Source organism: Nonomuraea sp. NPDC049646 (assembly GCF_044465525.1).
In the GTDB taxonomy this organism is placed as follows: Bacteria; Actinomycetota; Actinomycetes; order Streptosporangiales; family Streptosporangiaceae; genus Nonomuraea.
In genome coordinates this window covers 1-15,694 of sequence record NZ_JBITLU010000035.1, presented here as the reverse complement: position 1 = coordinate 15,694, position 15,694 = coordinate 1, and the positions used below count along the sequence as shown (strand labels likewise).

Annotated in this window: 27 protein-coding genes; 12 read left to right on the top strand and 15 right to left on the bottom strand. The window is 67.3% G+C overall.

The window, feature by feature from the left end; translation table 11 throughout:
* Window positions 1-9: 9 nt before the first annotated feature.
* Genes ACIBQ8_RS50270 through ACIBQ8_RS50250 form a run of 5 tightly spaced genes read right to left on the bottom strand, consistent with a single transcriptional unit; the run spans window position 10 to window position 3,820 of the window.
* On the bottom strand, window positions 10-1,938 hold the full coding sequence (locus ACIBQ8_RS50270; protein WP_397195797.1) for a hypothetical protein: 1,929 nt from the start codon (window positions 1,936-1,938) through the stop codon (window positions 10-12).
* A 23-nt stretch (window positions 1,939-1,961) separates the two neighbouring features.
* The gene (locus ACIBQ8_RS50265) at window positions 1,962-2,708 is read right to left on the bottom strand and encodes a hypothetical protein (protein ID WP_397195796.1); all 747 of its coding nucleotides are present in this window, start codon (window positions 2,706-2,708) and stop codon (window positions 1,962-1,964) included.
* The gene (locus ACIBQ8_RS50260) at window positions 2,705-3,106 is read right to left on the bottom strand and encodes a hypothetical protein (RefSeq protein ID WP_397195795.1); all 402 of its coding nucleotides are present in this window, start codon (window positions 3,104-3,106) and stop codon (window positions 2,705-2,707) included. Before ACIBQ8_RS50260 ends, ACIBQ8_RS50265 begins: the two co-directional genes overlap by 4 nt.
* An 11-nt stretch (window positions 3,107-3,117) precedes the next feature.
* Entirely contained in the window at window positions 3,118-3,561 is a 444-nt protein-coding gene (locus ACIBQ8_RS50255) for a hypothetical protein (RefSeq protein WP_397195794.1), read from the bottom strand.
* On the bottom strand, window positions 3,548-3,820 hold the full coding sequence (locus ACIBQ8_RS50250) for a hypothetical protein (RefSeq protein ID WP_397195793.1): 273 nt from the start codon (window positions 3,818-3,820) through the stop codon (window positions 3,548-3,550). Before ACIBQ8_RS50250 ends, ACIBQ8_RS50255 begins: the two co-directional genes overlap by 14 nt.
* A gap of 250 nt (window positions 3,821-4,070) precedes the next feature.
* Between ACIBQ8_RS50250 and ACIBQ8_RS50245 the strand changes: the two genes are divergently transcribed.
* The gene (locus tag ACIBQ8_RS50245; RefSeq protein ID WP_397195792.1) at window positions 4,071-4,427 is read left to right on the top strand and encodes a hypothetical protein; all 357 of its coding nucleotides are present in this window, start codon (window positions 4,071-4,073) and stop codon (window positions 4,425-4,427) included.
* Between the two features lie 20 nt (window positions 4,428-4,447).
* On the opposite strand, the gene ACIBQ8_RS50240 is transcribed toward ACIBQ8_RS50245, so the two are convergent.
* The 9 genes from ACIBQ8_RS50240 to ACIBQ8_RS50200 form a co-directional block, all read right to left on the bottom strand.
* On the bottom strand, window positions 4,448-5,488 hold the full coding sequence (locus ACIBQ8_RS50240; RefSeq protein ID WP_397195791.1) for a hypothetical protein: 1,041 nt from the start codon (window positions 5,486-5,488) through the stop codon (window positions 4,448-4,450).
* Window positions 5,488-5,850, bottom strand: coding sequence for a hypothetical protein (locus ACIBQ8_RS50235; protein ID WP_397195790.1), 363 nt, complete (start codon window positions 5,848-5,850; stop codon window positions 5,488-5,490). The genes ACIBQ8_RS50240 and ACIBQ8_RS50235 overlap by 1 nt, the downstream gene beginning before the upstream one ends.
* On the bottom strand, window positions 5,847-6,314 hold the full coding sequence (locus tag ACIBQ8_RS50230; RefSeq protein ID WP_397195789.1) for a transcriptional regulator: 468 nt from the start codon (window positions 6,312-6,314) through the stop codon (window positions 5,847-5,849). The genes ACIBQ8_RS50235 and ACIBQ8_RS50230 overlap by 4 nt, the downstream gene beginning before the upstream one ends.
* Entirely contained in the window at window positions 6,314-7,114 is an 801-nt protein-coding gene (locus tag ACIBQ8_RS50225; RefSeq protein WP_397195788.1) for a hypothetical protein, read from the bottom strand. The genes ACIBQ8_RS50230 and ACIBQ8_RS50225 overlap by 1 nt, the downstream gene beginning before the upstream one ends.
* A complete protein-coding gene (locus ACIBQ8_RS50220) occupies window positions 7,111-7,341 on the bottom strand; it encodes a hypothetical protein (RefSeq protein WP_397195787.1) in 231 nt (76 codons plus the stop codon). Before ACIBQ8_RS50220 ends, ACIBQ8_RS50225 begins: the two co-directional genes overlap by 4 nt.
* Window positions 7,338-7,799: an SsgA family sporulation/cell division regulator gene (locus ACIBQ8_RS50215; protein WP_397195786.1), complete on the bottom strand. Its 462-nt coding sequence runs from the start codon at window positions 7,797-7,799 to the stop codon at window positions 7,338-7,340. Before ACIBQ8_RS50215 ends, ACIBQ8_RS50220 begins: the two co-directional genes overlap by 4 nt.
* Window positions 7,796-7,954, bottom strand: coding sequence for a hypothetical protein (locus ACIBQ8_RS50210; protein ID WP_397195785.1), 159 nt, complete (start codon window positions 7,952-7,954; stop codon window positions 7,796-7,798). Before ACIBQ8_RS50210 ends, ACIBQ8_RS50215 begins: the two co-directional genes overlap by 4 nt.
* On the bottom strand, window positions 7,951-8,274 hold the full coding sequence (locus tag ACIBQ8_RS50205; protein ID WP_397195784.1) for a hypothetical protein: 324 nt from the start codon (window positions 8,272-8,274) through the stop codon (window positions 7,951-7,953). Before ACIBQ8_RS50205 ends, ACIBQ8_RS50210 begins: the two co-directional genes overlap by 4 nt.
* Before the next feature lie 104 nt (window positions 8,275-8,378).
* Window positions 8,379-8,678, bottom strand: a complete 300-nt coding sequence (locus tag ACIBQ8_RS50200) for an excisionase family DNA-binding protein (protein ID WP_397195783.1) — start codon at window positions 8,676-8,678, stop codon at window positions 8,379-8,381.
* Between the two features lie 127 nt (window positions 8,679-8,805).
* Between ACIBQ8_RS50200 and ACIBQ8_RS50195 the strand changes: the two genes are divergently transcribed.
* The 7 genes from ACIBQ8_RS50195 (at window position 8,806) to ACIBQ8_RS50165 (ending at window position 12,309) form a co-directional block, all read left to right on the top strand.
* Window positions 8,806-9,273, top strand: coding sequence for a FadR/GntR family transcriptional regulator (locus ACIBQ8_RS50195; protein WP_397195782.1), 468 nt, complete (start codon window positions 8,806-8,808; stop codon window positions 9,271-9,273).
* Window positions 9,274-9,299: 26 nt separating this feature from the next.
* Window positions 9,300-10,406: a hypothetical protein gene (locus tag ACIBQ8_RS50190; protein ID WP_397195781.1), complete on the top strand. Its 1,107-nt coding sequence runs from the start codon at window positions 9,300-9,302 to the stop codon at window positions 10,404-10,406.
* The gene (locus ACIBQ8_RS50185) at window positions 10,403-10,978 is read left to right on the top strand and encodes a cysteine hydrolase (RefSeq protein ID WP_397195780.1); all 576 of its coding nucleotides are present in this window, start codon (window positions 10,403-10,405) and stop codon (window positions 10,976-10,978) included. Before ACIBQ8_RS50190 ends, ACIBQ8_RS50185 begins: the two co-directional genes overlap by 4 nt.
* Before the next feature lie 148 nt (window positions 10,979-11,126).
* Window positions 11,127-11,435, top strand: a complete 309-nt coding sequence (locus tag ACIBQ8_RS50180; RefSeq protein WP_397195779.1) for a hypothetical protein — start codon at window positions 11,127-11,129, stop codon at window positions 11,433-11,435.
* Window positions 11,436-11,437: 2 nt separating this feature from the next.
* Window positions 11,438-11,740, top strand: a complete 303-nt coding sequence (locus tag ACIBQ8_RS50175) for a hypothetical protein (protein WP_397195778.1) — start codon at window positions 11,438-11,440, stop codon at window positions 11,738-11,740.
* 8 nt (window positions 11,741-11,748) lie between these two features.
* Window positions 11,749-11,940, top strand: a complete 192-nt coding sequence (locus ACIBQ8_RS50170; protein WP_397195777.1) for a hypothetical protein — start codon at window positions 11,749-11,751, stop codon at window positions 11,938-11,940.
* Between the two features lie 12 nt (window positions 11,941-11,952).
* Window positions 11,953-12,309 (top strand): hypothetical protein, encoded by a 357-nt coding sequence (locus ACIBQ8_RS50165; RefSeq protein ID WP_397195776.1) that lies wholly within the window; start codon window positions 11,953-11,955, stop codon window positions 12,307-12,309.
* Here ACIBQ8_RS50165 and ACIBQ8_RS50160 read toward each other — a convergent pair.
* Entirely contained in the window at window positions 12,302-12,772 is a 471-nt protein-coding gene (locus ACIBQ8_RS50160) for a hypothetical protein (protein ID WP_397195775.1), read from the bottom strand. The genes ACIBQ8_RS50165 and ACIBQ8_RS50160 overlap by 8 nt on opposite strands.
* Before the next feature lie 203 nt (window positions 12,773-12,975).
* Here ACIBQ8_RS50160 and ACIBQ8_RS50155 point away from each other — a divergent pair, with 203 nt between their 5' ends.
* The 4 genes from ACIBQ8_RS50155 to ACIBQ8_RS50140 all read left to right on the top strand — a co-directional run bounded on the left by ACIBQ8_RS50155 (window position 12,976) and on the right by ACIBQ8_RS50140 (window position 15,405).
* Window positions 12,976-13,293, top strand: a complete 318-nt coding sequence (locus ACIBQ8_RS50155) for a hypothetical protein (protein WP_397195774.1) — start codon at window positions 12,976-12,978, stop codon at window positions 13,291-13,293.
* Between the two features lie 13 nt (window positions 13,294-13,306).
* A complete protein-coding gene (locus ACIBQ8_RS50150) occupies window positions 13,307-13,525 on the top strand; it encodes a hypothetical protein (RefSeq protein ID WP_397195773.1) in 219 nt (72 codons plus the stop codon).
* Window positions 13,526-13,753: 228 nt separating this feature from the next.
* Complete coding sequence (locus ACIBQ8_RS50145) at window positions 13,754-14,623, top strand: helix-turn-helix domain-containing protein (RefSeq protein ID WP_397195772.1); 870 nt, start codon at window positions 13,754-13,756, stop codon at window positions 14,621-14,623.
* Window positions 14,620-15,405 (top strand): SAM-dependent methyltransferase, encoded by a 786-nt coding sequence (locus tag ACIBQ8_RS50140; protein WP_397195770.1) that lies wholly within the window; start codon window positions 14,620-14,622, stop codon window positions 15,403-15,405. The genes ACIBQ8_RS50145 and ACIBQ8_RS50140 overlap by 4 nt, the downstream gene beginning before the upstream one ends.
* The last annotated feature ends 289 nt before the right edge of the window (window positions 15,406-15,694 follow it).

Genomic DNA, 15,694 nt, shown 5'->3' with positions numbered 1-15,694 from the left:
GCGCTCCTCCTAGTCGCTGTGAACCAGCTGGTACACGTCGCCCTTCTGCCGAACCCCGCCGGAAGCCGTCAGCCGGCGCAGCGCCGCAGGAATCTCCGCCAGCGGCGTGGTGTCGCCCAGGCGGCGCCGCACCGCCACGCACACGGCTCCCACCTCCATCGGCCCTGACAGCAGCGCTGCCTCGACCGCCGCCTGCACATCCCCCGACGTGGGCCTCGACTGCGGGGCGGTCGCGCGCGCCGGTGCCGCCTCGCGGGGGTCGCGCCCGCGAGCCTTGTGGTGGTGGAACTCGTCGATGTACGCCAGCGTCCGTTCCCCCAGCGATCCGGCCGCCGGCGTGGAGGCGATGCCGAACGCGTCCCGGACCGGCATCATCCGGGCGGTCGCCGCCGGACGGCAGTCCACCCCGGTCAGGTAGCCGAGGCCGTGCGTCTTGTCCTTGTTCCGGAACCGCTCCGGCAACTTGCTCGGGTCTGCCGGCAACCCCACCATGTTGTGGTCGGCGCTGGACCCGGTGCGAAGCGCCGTCAGGCTGCCACCGGACAGCAGGTTGGAGCGAAACGACTGGTTGCTACCGAAGTTGTCCAGGCCAAGGTTCTGGTTGACCACCAGCAGCCCGCCTCCCGCCTTCCGCCAGGTACGGACGCCGGTGCCGAGCAGCTCGAACCCTGCCTTGCCGAACGGGCCGTCCAGGAACAGCTTCAACTCCTCGACACACACCAAGATCATGGTCATGCTGTCCATGTCCGGGTCGCCCGGAAGCAGGAACGGCTTGCCGCGCCGCTCCCGCCCCTGCTCATCCGCCCACGGCTGGTGGGCGACGAAGTCGGCGCGCTTCACCATGACGAAGTCGAGCATCTGCAGGTACTCGAACGTCTCCTCGTGCCCTTCGCCATACAGGTGCGTCTTGCCAGACCAGTCCGGCTGCGAGCTGCCCGCCTGCGGGTCCAGCAGCGCGGTCGCGATGCGATGGGAACGGTGCGCCAGCGCCAGCGTGCCCGAGACGTGGTTCGACTTTCCAGAGCCGGTGTCGCCGGCGATGACGCACATCTGCGCGCCACCTGACTTGGTCCAGAACTGGCGATGGGCGGGAGCCATGTCGAAGAACCGGCCCACCTGCGCGATCCCCGTCTCCGGGTCGATCGCCGCGCCGGAGTCCTCCAGCCACATCGTCTTCTGCAGGTTCTCGTCCGACCGAATCACGGTGACACGGGCCCGGGAAGTGTCCCGATCGTCGGACTCCTCCACGGCCACCTGGGAGATGTGGACGCCGTTTGCAGACGCGATCGTCTCCACCGCGGCAGGCTGAGACATCTGGCTGAACCTGGTCGGGCCGCGCTCCCCGACGACGATGCCGGTGTAGCCATCCGGGACCGGCTGAACATGCTCCAACCGGGTCAGCTTGTACGCCTGATGGTTAGGGACGACCCGCTTGTCCCACAACTCCACCTCCGCCGACACCCCCTGCTGGGCTGCCGGCCGCGGCTGCTCGACGATGCTCGGCTTGGGGCGAGGCCGGCGCAGGACGGCCAGCCAGTAGGGAACTGACATGACGGCTCCGGCGATCCACAACAGGATCACCACCCAGCCGTGCGGGCTGAACACGCTCGCCGCCGCAGCCCACACCACCGCCGCGCCGACCGGCACCAACGGCAGGCTCTCGCCCCGACGTTCCGCCCGGCCCAGCACGGCTACCGCAGTGGCGGCGATCACGCCTGTACGGATGAGGGGATGCACGTCCAGCGCGTCGGCCACCCACGCCGTCGTGTGAAGGGTGGCCAGCCATGCCACGGGGTGCAGCAAGGCAAGCTTGCCGCGCTCGTGATGGGCGACCTTGCGGGCGGTGCGCAGCGCCGTAGCAGCAGCCGTCGGCTGGATTTTGCTCTCCTGTGCGACGTCGGCCGTCGCGGGCGCGGGCGCCGTGTCATGGCTGGACATCGTGGCCTCCTTTCTTGCCTGGGCTAGCTGTTGGCGACGGCGATGGAGCGTTCGGCGATCCGGTCGGCGACGCCGGCGGCCTGGTTGAGCAGGTCCTGCAGGATCGCGGTGTCGCCGATCAGGTCGGAGTGCTCGGCGAGGATCCCCGCCATGGAGGCGGCGAGGCTTTCGCTGCCTCCGATCTGGCCGCGGAGTTCGACGGCGAACTGCTGGTGGGCGTTGGCGTAGCTGGTCAGGCCCGCAGCTTCGGTCTGCATGTCGGGTTGTCCTTCCTGGTCGGCCCCTGTCCCGCTGTCCGGGACGGGGGCACTGTCGGGTTGTGGTGCCGGTGAGGGGTTGTCTTCGCAGGCTGGGCGAGACGGTTCGGCGTCCGGCGCAGGCGGGGCCGGGTCGGACACGGGGGTGTCCGGTTCGACCGCGATCTCCTCGACCACTTCGCCGTCGACCGGCTGCCGGTCCTTCCACTCCTGGTAGCGGTCGCGTGCGCCGCGCCAGGCTGCTCGCCGGACACGGTTGGCGGCGGCCAGGGTCTTGCAGGTGCCGTAGATGCCGGCGAGCAGCCAGGACGCCCACCGGCGCGGGTTGTAGGAGCGCGGGTTGGATGCGAGGAGCCGCTGCTGGGCGAACTGGTAGGCGTCGCTGAATTCGCGGATGGCCTGCCGTTTGCCCGCCTGCCAGGCTCCCGACGCGAACGCTCGAGCGTCTGGGCGTCGCCATGCGATGCCGCAGATGACGGCGGCGACGATGAGGGCGAGAACGAACAGGCTCATCGGGTGCTCAACTGCGATGTGATCGTCGCGGTGTTGGTGCGCACCTGGTCGGCCAGGTAGCTGACGGTGGTGCCGCCGGTGATGAAGACGACAGCGGCCAGGGACGGCAGCAGGAACAGGTTCCACGGGTGGTCGATCTTCTTGTCGGGGAACAGGTCCGCGACCGTGGCCACGAGGAAACCGGCGAACAGGACGAGCGCGACCCCTCCGACGATCAGGACGGAGGTGAGGCCGGTGGCCAGCTGGGCGATCATCACAGCGACACCGGTCAGGCCGATGCCGGCCAGCAGCATGAGGATGCCCATCAGGGGCTGCCACTTGCGGCGCTTCTTGAGCTCCAGCGCCGGGTAGAGGAACACGGCCGTGGCGAACAAGCCACCCAGAATCACGGCGATCATGGCGGGTCCTTTCACAGGAAGAGGCTGATGAAGAGCACGAGCAGGCTGGTGCCTGCCAGGAGGCTCGGATAGCTGATGACCAGCAGGAACAGGTGGGCCGCCGCACTGGCGATGATCACCGGGGTTCCGTAGACGGCGTACGGGATGCGCAGGATCAGCGCGTCCTTGATGTACGGCTTGGGGTCGGTCCAGAACTGGCGGGCCAGGTCAGCGACCGGGCGGGGGCTCCTGCCGAGGATTCCGTCGCCGACCCACGCGGTGCGCCACCCCGTCTCCGTCCGCTCCAGCAGGGGCTGGATGCGGTCCCGCAACGCGACGCTGCGGGATACGGCGGGGGTGTCGGCGGCGGGCTCCAGGTCGTGGCTGTGCGGGAAGGGCACCACTTCGCCCTGCTGCTGGGTGGGCTGCTCGCCGTCGCCTGGCAGGCTGAGGGTGAACAGGTCAGGCGCTGGCACGGGCTCTGCCTCCTCTCTGGGCCATCAGGTGGGAGTGGTGCTTGTCGTTGAGGTCTTTGGCGAACGCGATCAACTGGTCGGCGAGGGCGAGTCCCTGCGCGTGGGCTTTCGCCGAGTCGCGGCGCGCCAGCGATTTGAGTTCGGCGGTCGCCCACCAGGCCGCCCACCAGAACCGCAGGACGCCGTTCTTCTCGCCGCCGATGCGGTTCTCGTGGAATGCGCGGCGTGTCTGGGGCCCGGTCGGGCGCTGTCGCGACACCGTCTTCTCCGTTACGGTCAGTGATGCTTGAACGTCTGGTACAATCGCGCGCGTAACGCTTCTGTGCGCGTTACGTAACGCTTCCGCGTTTGAGGCACTTTCGATGCCTCCGCATGCCGGCTGCCGCCCGTGGACGGCTCAGGCAAACCTCGATACCGGCTGTGACCGGCGAGACCTCTCGACGCCCTCCCCTGGCACCGTTTGAATGGGAATCCCCCGTCCGCGCGCTCGGCGAAGGAGACGATCCCGATTGGCTCGAGCCCCCAAGTGGTGGATCAGACTGTTCCGGCAGACCAGCACGCTCGAGAAGCCCCAGCAGATCAGCGACCTGGGCTTCCCCGACGCGCCAGGCCGGGGACTGCTGCACGACGGATTCCGGCTCGCCGCCTTCAACGACGCCATCGGCGGCCGGGAGCGGTGCATGAGCGCTGTCGACTACCTGCGCAAAACCCTCAAGCACACCTCCCACCTCGCGAAGGAAGTGGGAGACGACGAACTGGCTGACCTGCTGGAACGGCGCTGCGAGTGGCTGGCCAGCCAGGTGCTGGTCGTGGTCAGCGACCTGGAGGCCGAGCTGAGGGAGCGCGGCTACCACGAGCGAGGGTGACGAGGGGCAGAAGGCGGCCATCACGCACCGCCCGCCAAGGTGTCGCGGACGGTGCGCGCGGCGTCCATGCCGCACCGCAACGCCTTCTGAATCTTGCTGGCGCTCGGGCGGGACGGCAGCCGCCCCTCCCCGATCAGGGTCCTGGCGCGCTCCGTGAGAGCCTCAACATCCGCCCCGCCAGAGTTCGTGTTCGCCCTGTACGTAAGGCCAGTAGGGGCGACGGTAGCCCTCCCGGCCGGCAGGACCGCCAGGACCTGCCACAGGGTTGGCAGAACCCACACCGCGGTCACCGCGGCGAGCGGCCCCAGCGAGTGAACGAGCAACGGCAGCAGGTCGAAACGGTCCCAGACGAACGCTGGCCAGCAGTTGAGGATCAACGTCACAGCCAACAAGATCGCCTCGGTGCGGAACAGCTTCTTGCCCGCCGCAGACTTGCGGTCCACCACCTGGCCGCGGATCGCGGAGTACGCCTGCGCCGCCACTGCGGCCAGCAGCGGCAGGCTGAGCGCGGGCTCTACACCGAACGCCGCCCACCAGCCGACACCGCCGTGCTCCAGCTTCAACGCCTTGGCCACGGACGCCTGCACTCCGATGCTGGAGACAGCCAGCCCGATGCCGGCTGCGGACATCACCATCACGCTCACCGTCCGCCGCACCTTCTGGTCGCGGTAGGCGAGCGCCACCGGGTCCTGCTCCAACTCGTGCAGCCGGGCGGCCTCGAACGCTGCGCGGCGGCGGCGACGCACCCTGGGGCTGTCAACCAGGAGCGGAGCCCCGTCACCCTGGAGTTCGAGAAGGCGGTGCGCTTCGGCGACTTCGGCACGAAGCTTGCGGACGCGGCTGGTGTAGCCCTCGTCGGTGTCGAACTCGATGTCGACGTCAGGCTCCCACTCCGGCTCCGACTCCGTCTCAGCCTCGGCAACGTGGGCAACTTCGGCGTCGGCTACGGGCACCAGCTCGCCGGCGGGGGCGTTGTCGTTGACGAACTCCTGGAGCGCGGCCAGGCCCGCGGCGATGTCCTCCGGCGGCGGATCAGGCGACGGCGTAGTCGTGGTGTTCATCAGGCACCCACCACAGATGATCCGTCGGCTTCGTTCCAGGCGTGCTGCGGGTCGCGTCCCGTGACAACCACGGCGTTGGCCGCGAAATCGTGCCGCGACACCACGTAGCCCATCTGCTCCAGCGCGGTACGCAGCAGCCATGCGGGGCGGAACTGGTGAGTTTCCGTAGCCTGGACGATCGCCCCGCCCCTGGACGGCGTGACGGTCACCTTGGGGCTGTAGCTGGTGAGGGCGTCGGCGTCCATAGCGGCCTGGGCAACGACCTGAATGTCTTTAACGTCGTCGGCCGTAACGGCGATCTGCCTACGCTCGCGGGATGCCCTGCTGTTCGGCCAGCCGAGCTTAGAGATGAAGCGGCTCATGAAGATCCTCCGGCGATGATGAGTGAGGTGACGAACAGCCAGCCGATGTGCCAGGACTGGTCGAGGGAGTACGCCCCCGACCCGAGGTGACCCTCGCCGACCTTCCAGAAGTCGCCTTTGCCGAACCTTTCGGCCAGCCGCTGCAGCGTGTACCGCCGGTCGGCCCAGTAGTGGGTGGCGGCGTCCAGCAGCAGCGCCGGCGCGGCCGTCCATCCGATCGGGAGCCGGGTGACGTACCACAGCAGGACGAGAGCGACCAGCTTGGTGAGGGTGAGCGATGCGACGTGGGAGAGACACGCGAACTGGCCTTGCCGACTGCGGTCGCCCTTGCCGCACGCCTGCCAGTGCGCCTGGACCCAGTGGTCGCCGACCTGGTGGGCGGCGTAGAGGGCGACGAACACGGACGAGAACACGATCAGCGCGACCGGGCTGAAACCGTTCCCGACAGCCTCGAGGGTGTCCATCAGAACCCCTCCGGCGCGTCGATAACGTCGGCGCCGGGCAGGCACACCACGGTGTGGAACAGGAACTCGCCGCCTATGTCACGACCGGCGACGCGGCCGTACACCTGCTCCGGGTCGGCGGGCACGCCCGCCTCGTCGCACAGGCTGGGCAGCAGCAAGCGGGCGATGTCGGCAGCGTTCCCGTAGGTAGTGTTGAAGGTGGTGCAGGCCAGCGGCTCGCACTCGGAGGTCTCGTCGGCCTCGATCGGGCGGAGCAGCTCCAGCCGGAACTCGCACACCTCGGAGACCTGCGTGAGGGCCATGGTTTTGGCGAGACGCCGCAGCGTCCACCGCCGCCGCCACTGCCACCAGCGCGGCCGATCCATCGCGTCGATGACGTCGGAGATGGCGGAGTCGACCGTCTCGCCGTGGGTGTTGATCGCCTCGACGATCGCGCACTGGTCGTCGCTGGCACCGAGGCTGTGCTTGTGCACTGCGTCAGCGATCTCTGCCAGCCCGCCGCCGACCGTGTCGTCGAGGGCGTTCATGTGGGCGGCCAGGGTGTTGATTGCCGACGGCATGGCGGCGAGGGTACGCAGTGAGGCGGCGATGTCGGCGAGCTCGTCGCGGACGGCGAGCATCGCGTGAGCGGTCGCGGCCTGCGCGGCGTACATCGCGGTGGAGGTGTGCTTCTCACCTCGCAAGAGCGGGAGATGTGTGCCGAAGGAGTCAAAGAAGTGGGAGTCGTCGGCCGCGTAGGACAGCAGGACCTTGGCCTGCTCAGCCGGGGCGGCCGGCGTGGTGAACTGGTCGGCGGTCATCGACGGCCTCCGTGGATCGTGGGGGTGGGACAGCACCACTCGACGCCGCACCCGCCATCGCGCAAGGTGGCGGCGCCGGCGAGACGCAGGTTGTCGAGCATGTGCCAAGCGTCCGTCCGGGACATGTGCAGGTGGTCGGCGGCAGCAGCGGTCGTAACGCCGACGGCCAGCAGCGGAGCGAGCACGGCCTGCACGTCGACCGGAACCACGGGAAGCGTCGGGATCATGCGGACACCTCGCCGAGCCACCGGTCCAGCTCGCGGCCGGCCGGGGCGAGTTCGGCGCCGAGCGGCACCATCCGGCAGGTCGCGTCAACGAACGCCTCCAGGCTGCGCCGTTCGGCATAGAACTCGACGCCAGCGGCGGTGAGCGGCAGCGTGATCGTGATGTAGTCGCGGTCCACGATGTGCGGCTCGATCCGAACCGTGCCGGCGCCCGCGGGCGCCTCCATCCCGTCGATCACCAGGGTTCGTGAGAACGTGATGACCACCGAGATCGCGTCGTCGCGCGAGTCCGGGTGGACGCGCAACTGGTCGTTGGTGACCTTCGTGATGTCCCGGACGGGGAAGACGAGGTCGACCGCGAACGGGTCGGCCCGCCGGAAGACGAGGGTGCACCGGTACGGTTCGACGCCGTGGCGGGAGGCGTCCCACAGCAGGAGCTGGCGCTCCACGATCTTCTTCACGCCGCCACCTCCTCGGCGACAGCGCGGAACGCGGCAGCCTGGCTGAACTGCCAGGCGTCGTCGAACCGCTGGGCCCGGTCGAGCAGCTCGGCGGCGGTGACGCCGCTGTCACGCAGGCGTTCGGCCTGCTTGCGGGCGGCTTCGTAGGTGCTCACGAGGTCACCGCCGCGACCACGCTCGGGGACGGGGTGCCGCCGCGGCCGATCAGCGCGGTGGTGAGCATGGCGAGGGCGCGCTGCTCCAGCTCGTCGAGCGAGATGATGTCGATCTGGGTGTCGTCGGCGACGTTCGCCTGGACGGGCTCGCCGGGCTGCCAGGTGAGGTAGACGGCCTGACCCGGCGCGGTGATGTCGGCGGAGACGCAGGTGCCGAAACCGTCCAGGTCGAGGATGTGGTCGTCCCGGCTGCACCACGGCTGGTGCTGCGGCTCCTGCGGACGCTGCGAGGGGATGCGGAAGAGGCGCCTGTCAGGCATGATGGGGAGGTCCTTCCGTCTTTGACCGGTCAGGGGGACACGCGGGCGGCCCTGGTCTTGGCGGATGGGGGCCGCCTTCTGCGTGTCAGGGGAGATCGCGCGCATCAGACCGCGACCTCACTGGATGCCCTGGAGACCCAGGTGGCGGCGTACTCGTCGAAATTCGTGACTTGGCCGAGCTTGGCCATCTCGACGAACCCCTCGACGAACGCCCTGTGAATCCTCCAACTGCGGCCGAACTGGGCGCCCGGGTAGCGCCGCTGCCGCAGGCCTGCGTACAGGTACTCCTTGGAGCTCCGGATCAGCCGGGCAGCCTCGGCCACGGTCATGAAGGGGCGCGCCGTGCATGTGCACGACGTGGACCTCGCTGACTCCACGGTCTGGGTGGTCTGGGCTGTCTCCATGCACGCCATGCTGAGCTATGTGTGCAAGGTTAGTCAAGGCTGCAACGAGAGAGTGAGTGGATTGCTACCTCCGCTATGTGCTGAACTGGGAGCACCTAGTTGAACCAAGTGCAGTAGGAGAGCTTCGTTGGCCGACGTTGATGATCGACTCCTCCACGCGAAGGTCCTGAAAGACCTCCGCGCGCGAATCACGTCAGGCAGCCTTCCGGTGGGCGAACCCATCCCATCCACCGCCAAGCTCGTACAGCAGTACGAGGTGTCGATCACGGTCGTTCGCCGCGCCGTCGAGACTCTCAAGAGCGAAGGCGTTCTCGAAGGTCAGCCCGGCAAAGGCGTCTACGTCATCGCCACGCCGGCTGAGGTCGCAGACCAGCAGCGCAGCCTCGACTCCATCGCCGACGAGGTGAAAGACCTACGAGCACAGTTGAGCCAACTCGCTGACCGGCTCGACGTCGACCCCCGAGTCGAGCAACTGGCCACCGAAGTGGCAGCGCTGCGCAGCACAGTCGAGCAGTTGTACTCACGGCTTGGCTACGCCTACCCGACAACGCCTGTGGGCACATCCACGCCACGGCATCTCAACACTGGGACCTGACCCCGACCACGAGAGCGAGGGCATCGATGACCGACGCGGTGATCGATCTTCGCACACGCTCCACCTACCGCCCCGACTGCGCGACCCTGGCCCGCAACAAACTGCTGTTGGCGCGGACCGGCCTCGGCATGTCGTACACCGAGTTCGCCGGCCTGCTGAGCTCCATCCTTGGCTGGTATGTACGCCCCGACGCGCTCGAGGCATGGGAGACCGCCACCGTCCCGCCGGGCGATGTCCTCGTGGCGGTCAGCGCCGTGAGCCCCGCGGCTGCTGACCGGGTCGGCGTTCGGTCCCACAAGTTCATCGCCGCATACGTGGGCGAACGCGCGGCAGGCAAGATCAGGGCGACAGGGGCGTCGACTAGCGAAGAACGTTCATCCGTGGAGATCCATCACCCCACGGGGACATGCGACCTCTACGTTTGGCCTCACGGCGTCGCGATCTTCCACCTTGTCGAAGAGCTCGATGTGCCCAACATCGCCAACCTGGCCGTCTGGCGCTACCGCTCGTATTCACAGAACCTCGACTGGGCCACCCGCCAACTACGTCAACTCGCAGGCGACGAGAGCCTCGCAGCGGGTTATGTGCTCAGCCTGTACTGGCTGCACACCCCGACTTGGGTCGGCCGAGTCCTCGACACCGCGCTACGCATCATGTGCGCCCCGCGCGTCCTCGTTGAGAGGGAGCGGGCAGGCGACGATGACTGCCTGCCGCAGGCCGAGCATGCCGAGCGGGAACTCCTCTCTGAAGGGTTCGAGCACCAGGAGATGCGCACGTTCGGCCTGGCCGGGGTCTCGCTTGGCTATGCCTCATGGTCAGGACTCGCCTACCACCCGCTCGACCCGGCGCGCTGCCTCGCCGAGCATGAGCTTGTCGCCTACGAGCTGAGCCTGCAGGCCGTCTGGGCGTACTGCGACTACATCAACCGCCAGGTCGAACAGGGGCATGACCCCGATGTTGGTGAAGGGTACGGCTGGCGGTTCCTGCGAGCTGCCAGGTCGAAGCTCACCAATCCCCGTCCCCAAGAGACCGGCCAGCATCGTTCCATGCGTGAGGCAGCGTTCGAGACCAGCGGACTCGCAGGTCACCTCCATCAAGCAATCGAGGTACTCCGAGAGGCAGGCAAGCAGTGAAGACCAACGCGGGGGCAGTCCTGGTCGTTGTTGATGTTCAGAACGGGTTCATCCGGCCTGAGTCGGAGCATGTCGTCCCCATCATCCGGGACCTCATAGAGCGCTGGCAGGCTGCCGGCGGCAGCGTCATTTTCACCCGCTACCTGAATTACCCCGGCTCGCCGTTCGAGCGGCTCGTCCGCTGGTCAGGATGCATGGACTCGCCGCAGATCGACATCGTCGACCAACTGCAGCCGTACGCCGACAAGGCGACCGCTGTGATCGACAAGAAGGGGTACGGGCTGTTCGCCGACAAGGCTGGCGCGGCGCTGGTCGCCGAGCATGGGTGGCGCGACATCTACGTGTGCGGCATCGCCACCGAGAGCTGCGTGCTCGCCACTGCGCTCGGAGCGTTCGAGCTCGACCTCAACCCGTGGGTGATCGAAGACGCCTCCGCCAGCCATGCCGGCCAGGCTGTGCACGACGCTGGGATCCTCGTCACACAGCGGTTCATCGGCGCTGGCCAGATCGTCCGTATCGACGACATACCGGCGCACCTGCTCGCCTCGGCCCGGACAGAATGTCCAGCCTGACATCTCCGATTCCACTCCTTAACGTCAGCGTCGCGGGCTGCCCTAAAACGCATATTCGGACATCGCTTGCCTGTGCGTACTCCCGATCACATGTTCGCGCGTCCTACGGTGTAGCGGCGACGCAAGGTGTCGAAAGGAGATCGTCATAATGGAGACCCCGAAGAACACGAATGATGCTCTCGTTGCTGAAGCAGTCCAGCGAGCCGGGCAAATGTTCGACAACCTGACCGACGAAGAACAACGATCACTCTTCCTCAACTTGTACGAGGCGATTGCTCGCTATTCCAGCACGGGCGACATTGACCACCTGAAGAAACTCGCTGAGAGTGTTGAGGTGACGGTGCACCTCCGCTCCCAGCCCGAGATCCAGCAGGCGCTACGGAACGCGCCCACCATGCCGGTCAAGCACGGGGAGGAGGTGGACGTCGACGACGTGCTCAAGATGCTGCGGGAGTAACAATGGCGAGGTTGTCGCTCACGCCCCAAAGTGTGCAAAGGGTCGCTGAATGGAAAGCCAAGGCTAAACCGGAGGATATCGAGCTGGTCGCCCGAGTCCTCGAATGGGCCAGCGAAGGACTCAACGGCATCAGATTCTACTGCACCAAGGATGATGTAGATAAATCCATCACATTCGTTCAGCCGCGCGACCATCTCTACGTTCTCGTCCGCATGCGGCCACTCGACCTGCCTGACTACCCCAATCAGTTCGAGGTCCTCAACATCTTCGAGGATCCCAGCAGGCCAGAGTACGAACCAGACTGAATCCGCCGATGGAATATGTCGAAGGGCGATGGATTTGGGTGTCACTCCCCCAGGCCACGTTCGCCGTCATCACTCGCGACGGATTGGTCGTGGATGCAGCCCCGATCGCTCAGTGGCTGGTAGGCAAGCGAGAGCGTGAGGTGGCCGCCTACCTGCGCCGCAAAGGGGCCGTGTTCAAACCGCTGGGGCCCGTCGTGTGACACGCTTAGCGGGTGTACACGCGCCGCGACTCCAACCGCCGCTGGTGGCCGCTCAACCGCCGCCGCGGCGACTTCTACTTCCGGCCAAGCCGACGCCGCCGGTTTCGCCTCGCCGCCGCTGTAGAGCGCGAGGAGCCGACGGCGTCCGATGAGGGGCTTCAGGTGTGGCGGATCGCGTGGTGGGGCGACGGCTGGGGAGTGTGGGCCGGCCGCCACCCCGACCTCACGGCGCCGCCCGTCTACAGCACCGGCAACATCCCGCACTTCATGCACGAGGCGGCCAGCAACTGGGCGCTCGGAGTCGTCCCCCCGAACCCCGGCACGGTGATCACGTGTGCGCATCGGGGAGACCCCGCCGCGGCTATGTGACCGGCTTCGGCTTCTCGCAGTTGACCCGGTCGTCGCTCGTCTCATCGGTCACCTTGAACGGGTCGCCGTTGACGAACGTCCCGGTGATGGACGCCCGCGCCCGGTAGCTGCCGGCCCGGCAGGGCGTCGACAGCAGCGGGTAGGAGTGGGCGAGGCCGGGCGGCTGGGTGTAGAAGTCGCGGGCGACCTCGAACCATTCGCCGAACATGCTGTCTTTGTGGTCGAGGGAGATGCGGGCGTAGAAGCTGGACAGCACTTGCTGGTCGCAGCGGATGCGGAGGCTGGCCCGCACCTTCGCCGGGGCTTGGCCGAGTTGGACGGCGACGATGGGTGCCCATGAGGTGGTGCAGCCGTGTTTGCCGTCGGGGTGGGTGCTGGATCGGCCGCCGCAGTCCGCGGGGGCCGCGGCGATGACTCCGGCGAGGGCGATGTGGACGGCTGGGCGGGTCCAGTGTGGGTGCACGCTGGGAAGCTACGCGCGTGAATGACGTTCGACAGCCCTGCGATAGCGGAATGCGACCGCACGGTGAGATGGGCGGCAGGGGAAGGGGCGCCGCTACTCATCGCTACTTTCGCTGAAACGTGAGCGGTTTTCGCGTCATGTCTTGCCGATGACGCTGCGGTACCTGAAGGGAAAAATGCACCTTCCGGAACCAAGGTTAATGAGTGTCGCTAATGCACGAATCGGTTGTCACGCTCCAGCACCTGATCGCCGCCGACCGCGCCCACATCCACGAGATGACACAGACTCTCGAACGCGCCGCGGCCCGCCACACCACCCTGATCAACCGGGTGCACCTGGAAGACCAAATCCACCACCGCACGAAACGCTGCGACGAACTCGAAGACCTCGTCCGCGAGTACGTCGAAGCACAGCAGGCCGGGCGGCCGGCGGAGGCGGCACACACGCTGGTGATGATCCAGCTGGCCGCGGCCACCATCGTCGAGACACGGAATCTCGAGGCCGCCTACGGGCTCGACTGACGAAGGGACACCTGTGCGACCGACGAAGAAGTGGCATTGGGCGACTCTGTGGGCCCTGTTCGTTCTGCCGGCCGTGCACGGCTGTATCGTCTGGGTCCGCCAGCCCGACATCCCCGTCGAGCAGGCATACCTTTCCTGGATGTGGGCTGCCATCTTCGCGCTGCTCCTCATGTTCGAGTATCACCAGCGGCCCGACGACCGCGATGGCGGCAAGAGAGGCGACGGCTTGTGATCTCGGTCAAGGCGACAAGCTATCCGTCCGACTACAAGACCATCACCTTTAGCCTTGACCAGGTGCGACAGAACACCAGTTCACGCGGCCCGTGCAAAAAATCGGCCCCCTATGGCCCCCATATGCAAATTTGGCGATCTCTACACAGGGTGATCGAACCTGGACAATGCATTACGGGCATGCATAATTTCTGCAAGCGCTAGGAACTGGGGACGCCTGCGCAAACGGGTGGACAACGACCTGGGGCACGGTGTGGGCAGCAGCGACCAGCAGATACAGGTGCGGCAGATGGTCGGCACCCGCCTGCGCCGGCTGCGCATCCACCGCAACCTCCGGCAGGAGGCCGCCGCCCACGCCCTCGGCGTCTCCATCGCCAAGATCAGCCGCATGGAGCGGGGGCTGACCCCCTTCCGGCGCGAGGACCTGTTCACACTGCTCAACCTGTACGGCGTAACCGACCCCGCCCAGCGGGAGATCCTCATCTCCGTCGCCGTCGGCGAGCGCTCCCCCTCCTGGTGGGACGACGACATCCCCCTCGCCGACACCGTGCAATGGGCGCTCGAGCACGAAGCTCGCCGTATCCGCGTCTACCAGCCCCGCCTGGTGCCCGACCTGCTGCAGATCGAGGAGTATGCGCGCGCCGTGCAGATGGCCCGCCGCTACCCGTCGCCACCGTCGGAGGCGATCGAGGCCGCGGTCAAGAATCTGCTGCGCCGCCAGCAGGCCCGGACGGTACCCCTGTGGGTCGTGATCGACGAGACCGTCCTGTGGCGGCCGATCGGCGGCGACCTCGCCATGCACCTGCGCCAGCTGGACGCGCTCGCCGCCGCCAGCACCGGGGATGTAACGATCCAGATCTTGCCGCTGTGCTCGCCGTTCTTGCCCGTCTCGGAGCCGTTCACGATCTTCAGCTTGCCCGGCAAGCAGGTCCTCACCGCACACCCCTACGGCGGCGACAGGGTCGTCAACCTGGCTGACGCCGAAACCTACGGGCTGCTGTGGGACCAGCTCATCGGCGTGGCCCACCGCCGAGCCCGCACCCCAGAGATTCTCGCCCACATCCGCTCGCACCTGCAGTCAGGAGAAGGTCCGCGATGAAGAAGACGCCCGACGCCTACAAGGCGTCCTCCGCGCGCATCTACGACTACTTCCTCGACGGCACAGACAACTACCAGGTGGACCGGGAGGCCGCTGAGCAGTTCCTCGCAGCGGTGCCGACCGCGCGGAACTCCGCCCGCGCGACCCGAGGTTTCGTGCTGCGGGTGGCGCGTTGGATGGCCGAGCAGGGCCTCACCCAGTTCCTGGACATCGGCTGCGGCATCCCCACCACGCCGAACGTGCACGAGGTCATCTGGGAGGTGCGGCCAGATGCTCGGGTGGTGTACGTGGACAACGACAGGATCGTCCTGGCCAAGGGGCAGGCGTTGCGGGACGAGCCCGGCGTGATCACGGTGGAGGGCGACCTGCGCAACCCGGCCGGAATCTTCGCCGACCCTGAGGTGCGCGGGATGGTCGACTTCAGCCAGCCGATCGGCGTGCTCACGGTCGCGGTGTGGCATTTCCTACCTGACGACGCCCTGGATGCGGCGCTGGCCGAGCTGCGGGCGGGACTTCCGGCGGGCAGCTGGTGGGCGATGTCGCACGCGTGCACCGAGAGCCTCACGCCCGCCCAGGTGAGAGCCGCGGAAGCGCTGTATCGGCAGACCACCAACCCGGTGCGCGGGCGCAGCCGCGCGGAGATCCATGCGATGTTCGACGGATTCGACCTCACCGAACCGGGCCTGGTGCCGCTGCACGAATGGCGGCCCCGCGCGGGCGACCCGTACCCGGAGCCGTCCCCCGAGGCGCTGGCCGGTGTCGGGATCCTCCGCGAGACGTGAACCCGCACCAGTAGACGTTCCCTCTACGGTCAGAAGTGTGGGGCACTCGGCCGGAGAACAACCCGCAAGATCCCAAGTCCGATTGATCAACCTTTGAGGCTGGCGAGGAACCCAGAAGGACCGCGACCTTTACGCAACGGAGCGCAGAGGCACGCAGGAGCATATGGGGGTGACCAACATCAACACCGATGTCCGAGGGCTCACCCCGAAGCGTGGACACGGGTTGTCATGCGGCGAGCAGCACCTTATCGGTGGTTTGCTGCTCGTAGTCGATAGGGCTGAGGTAGCC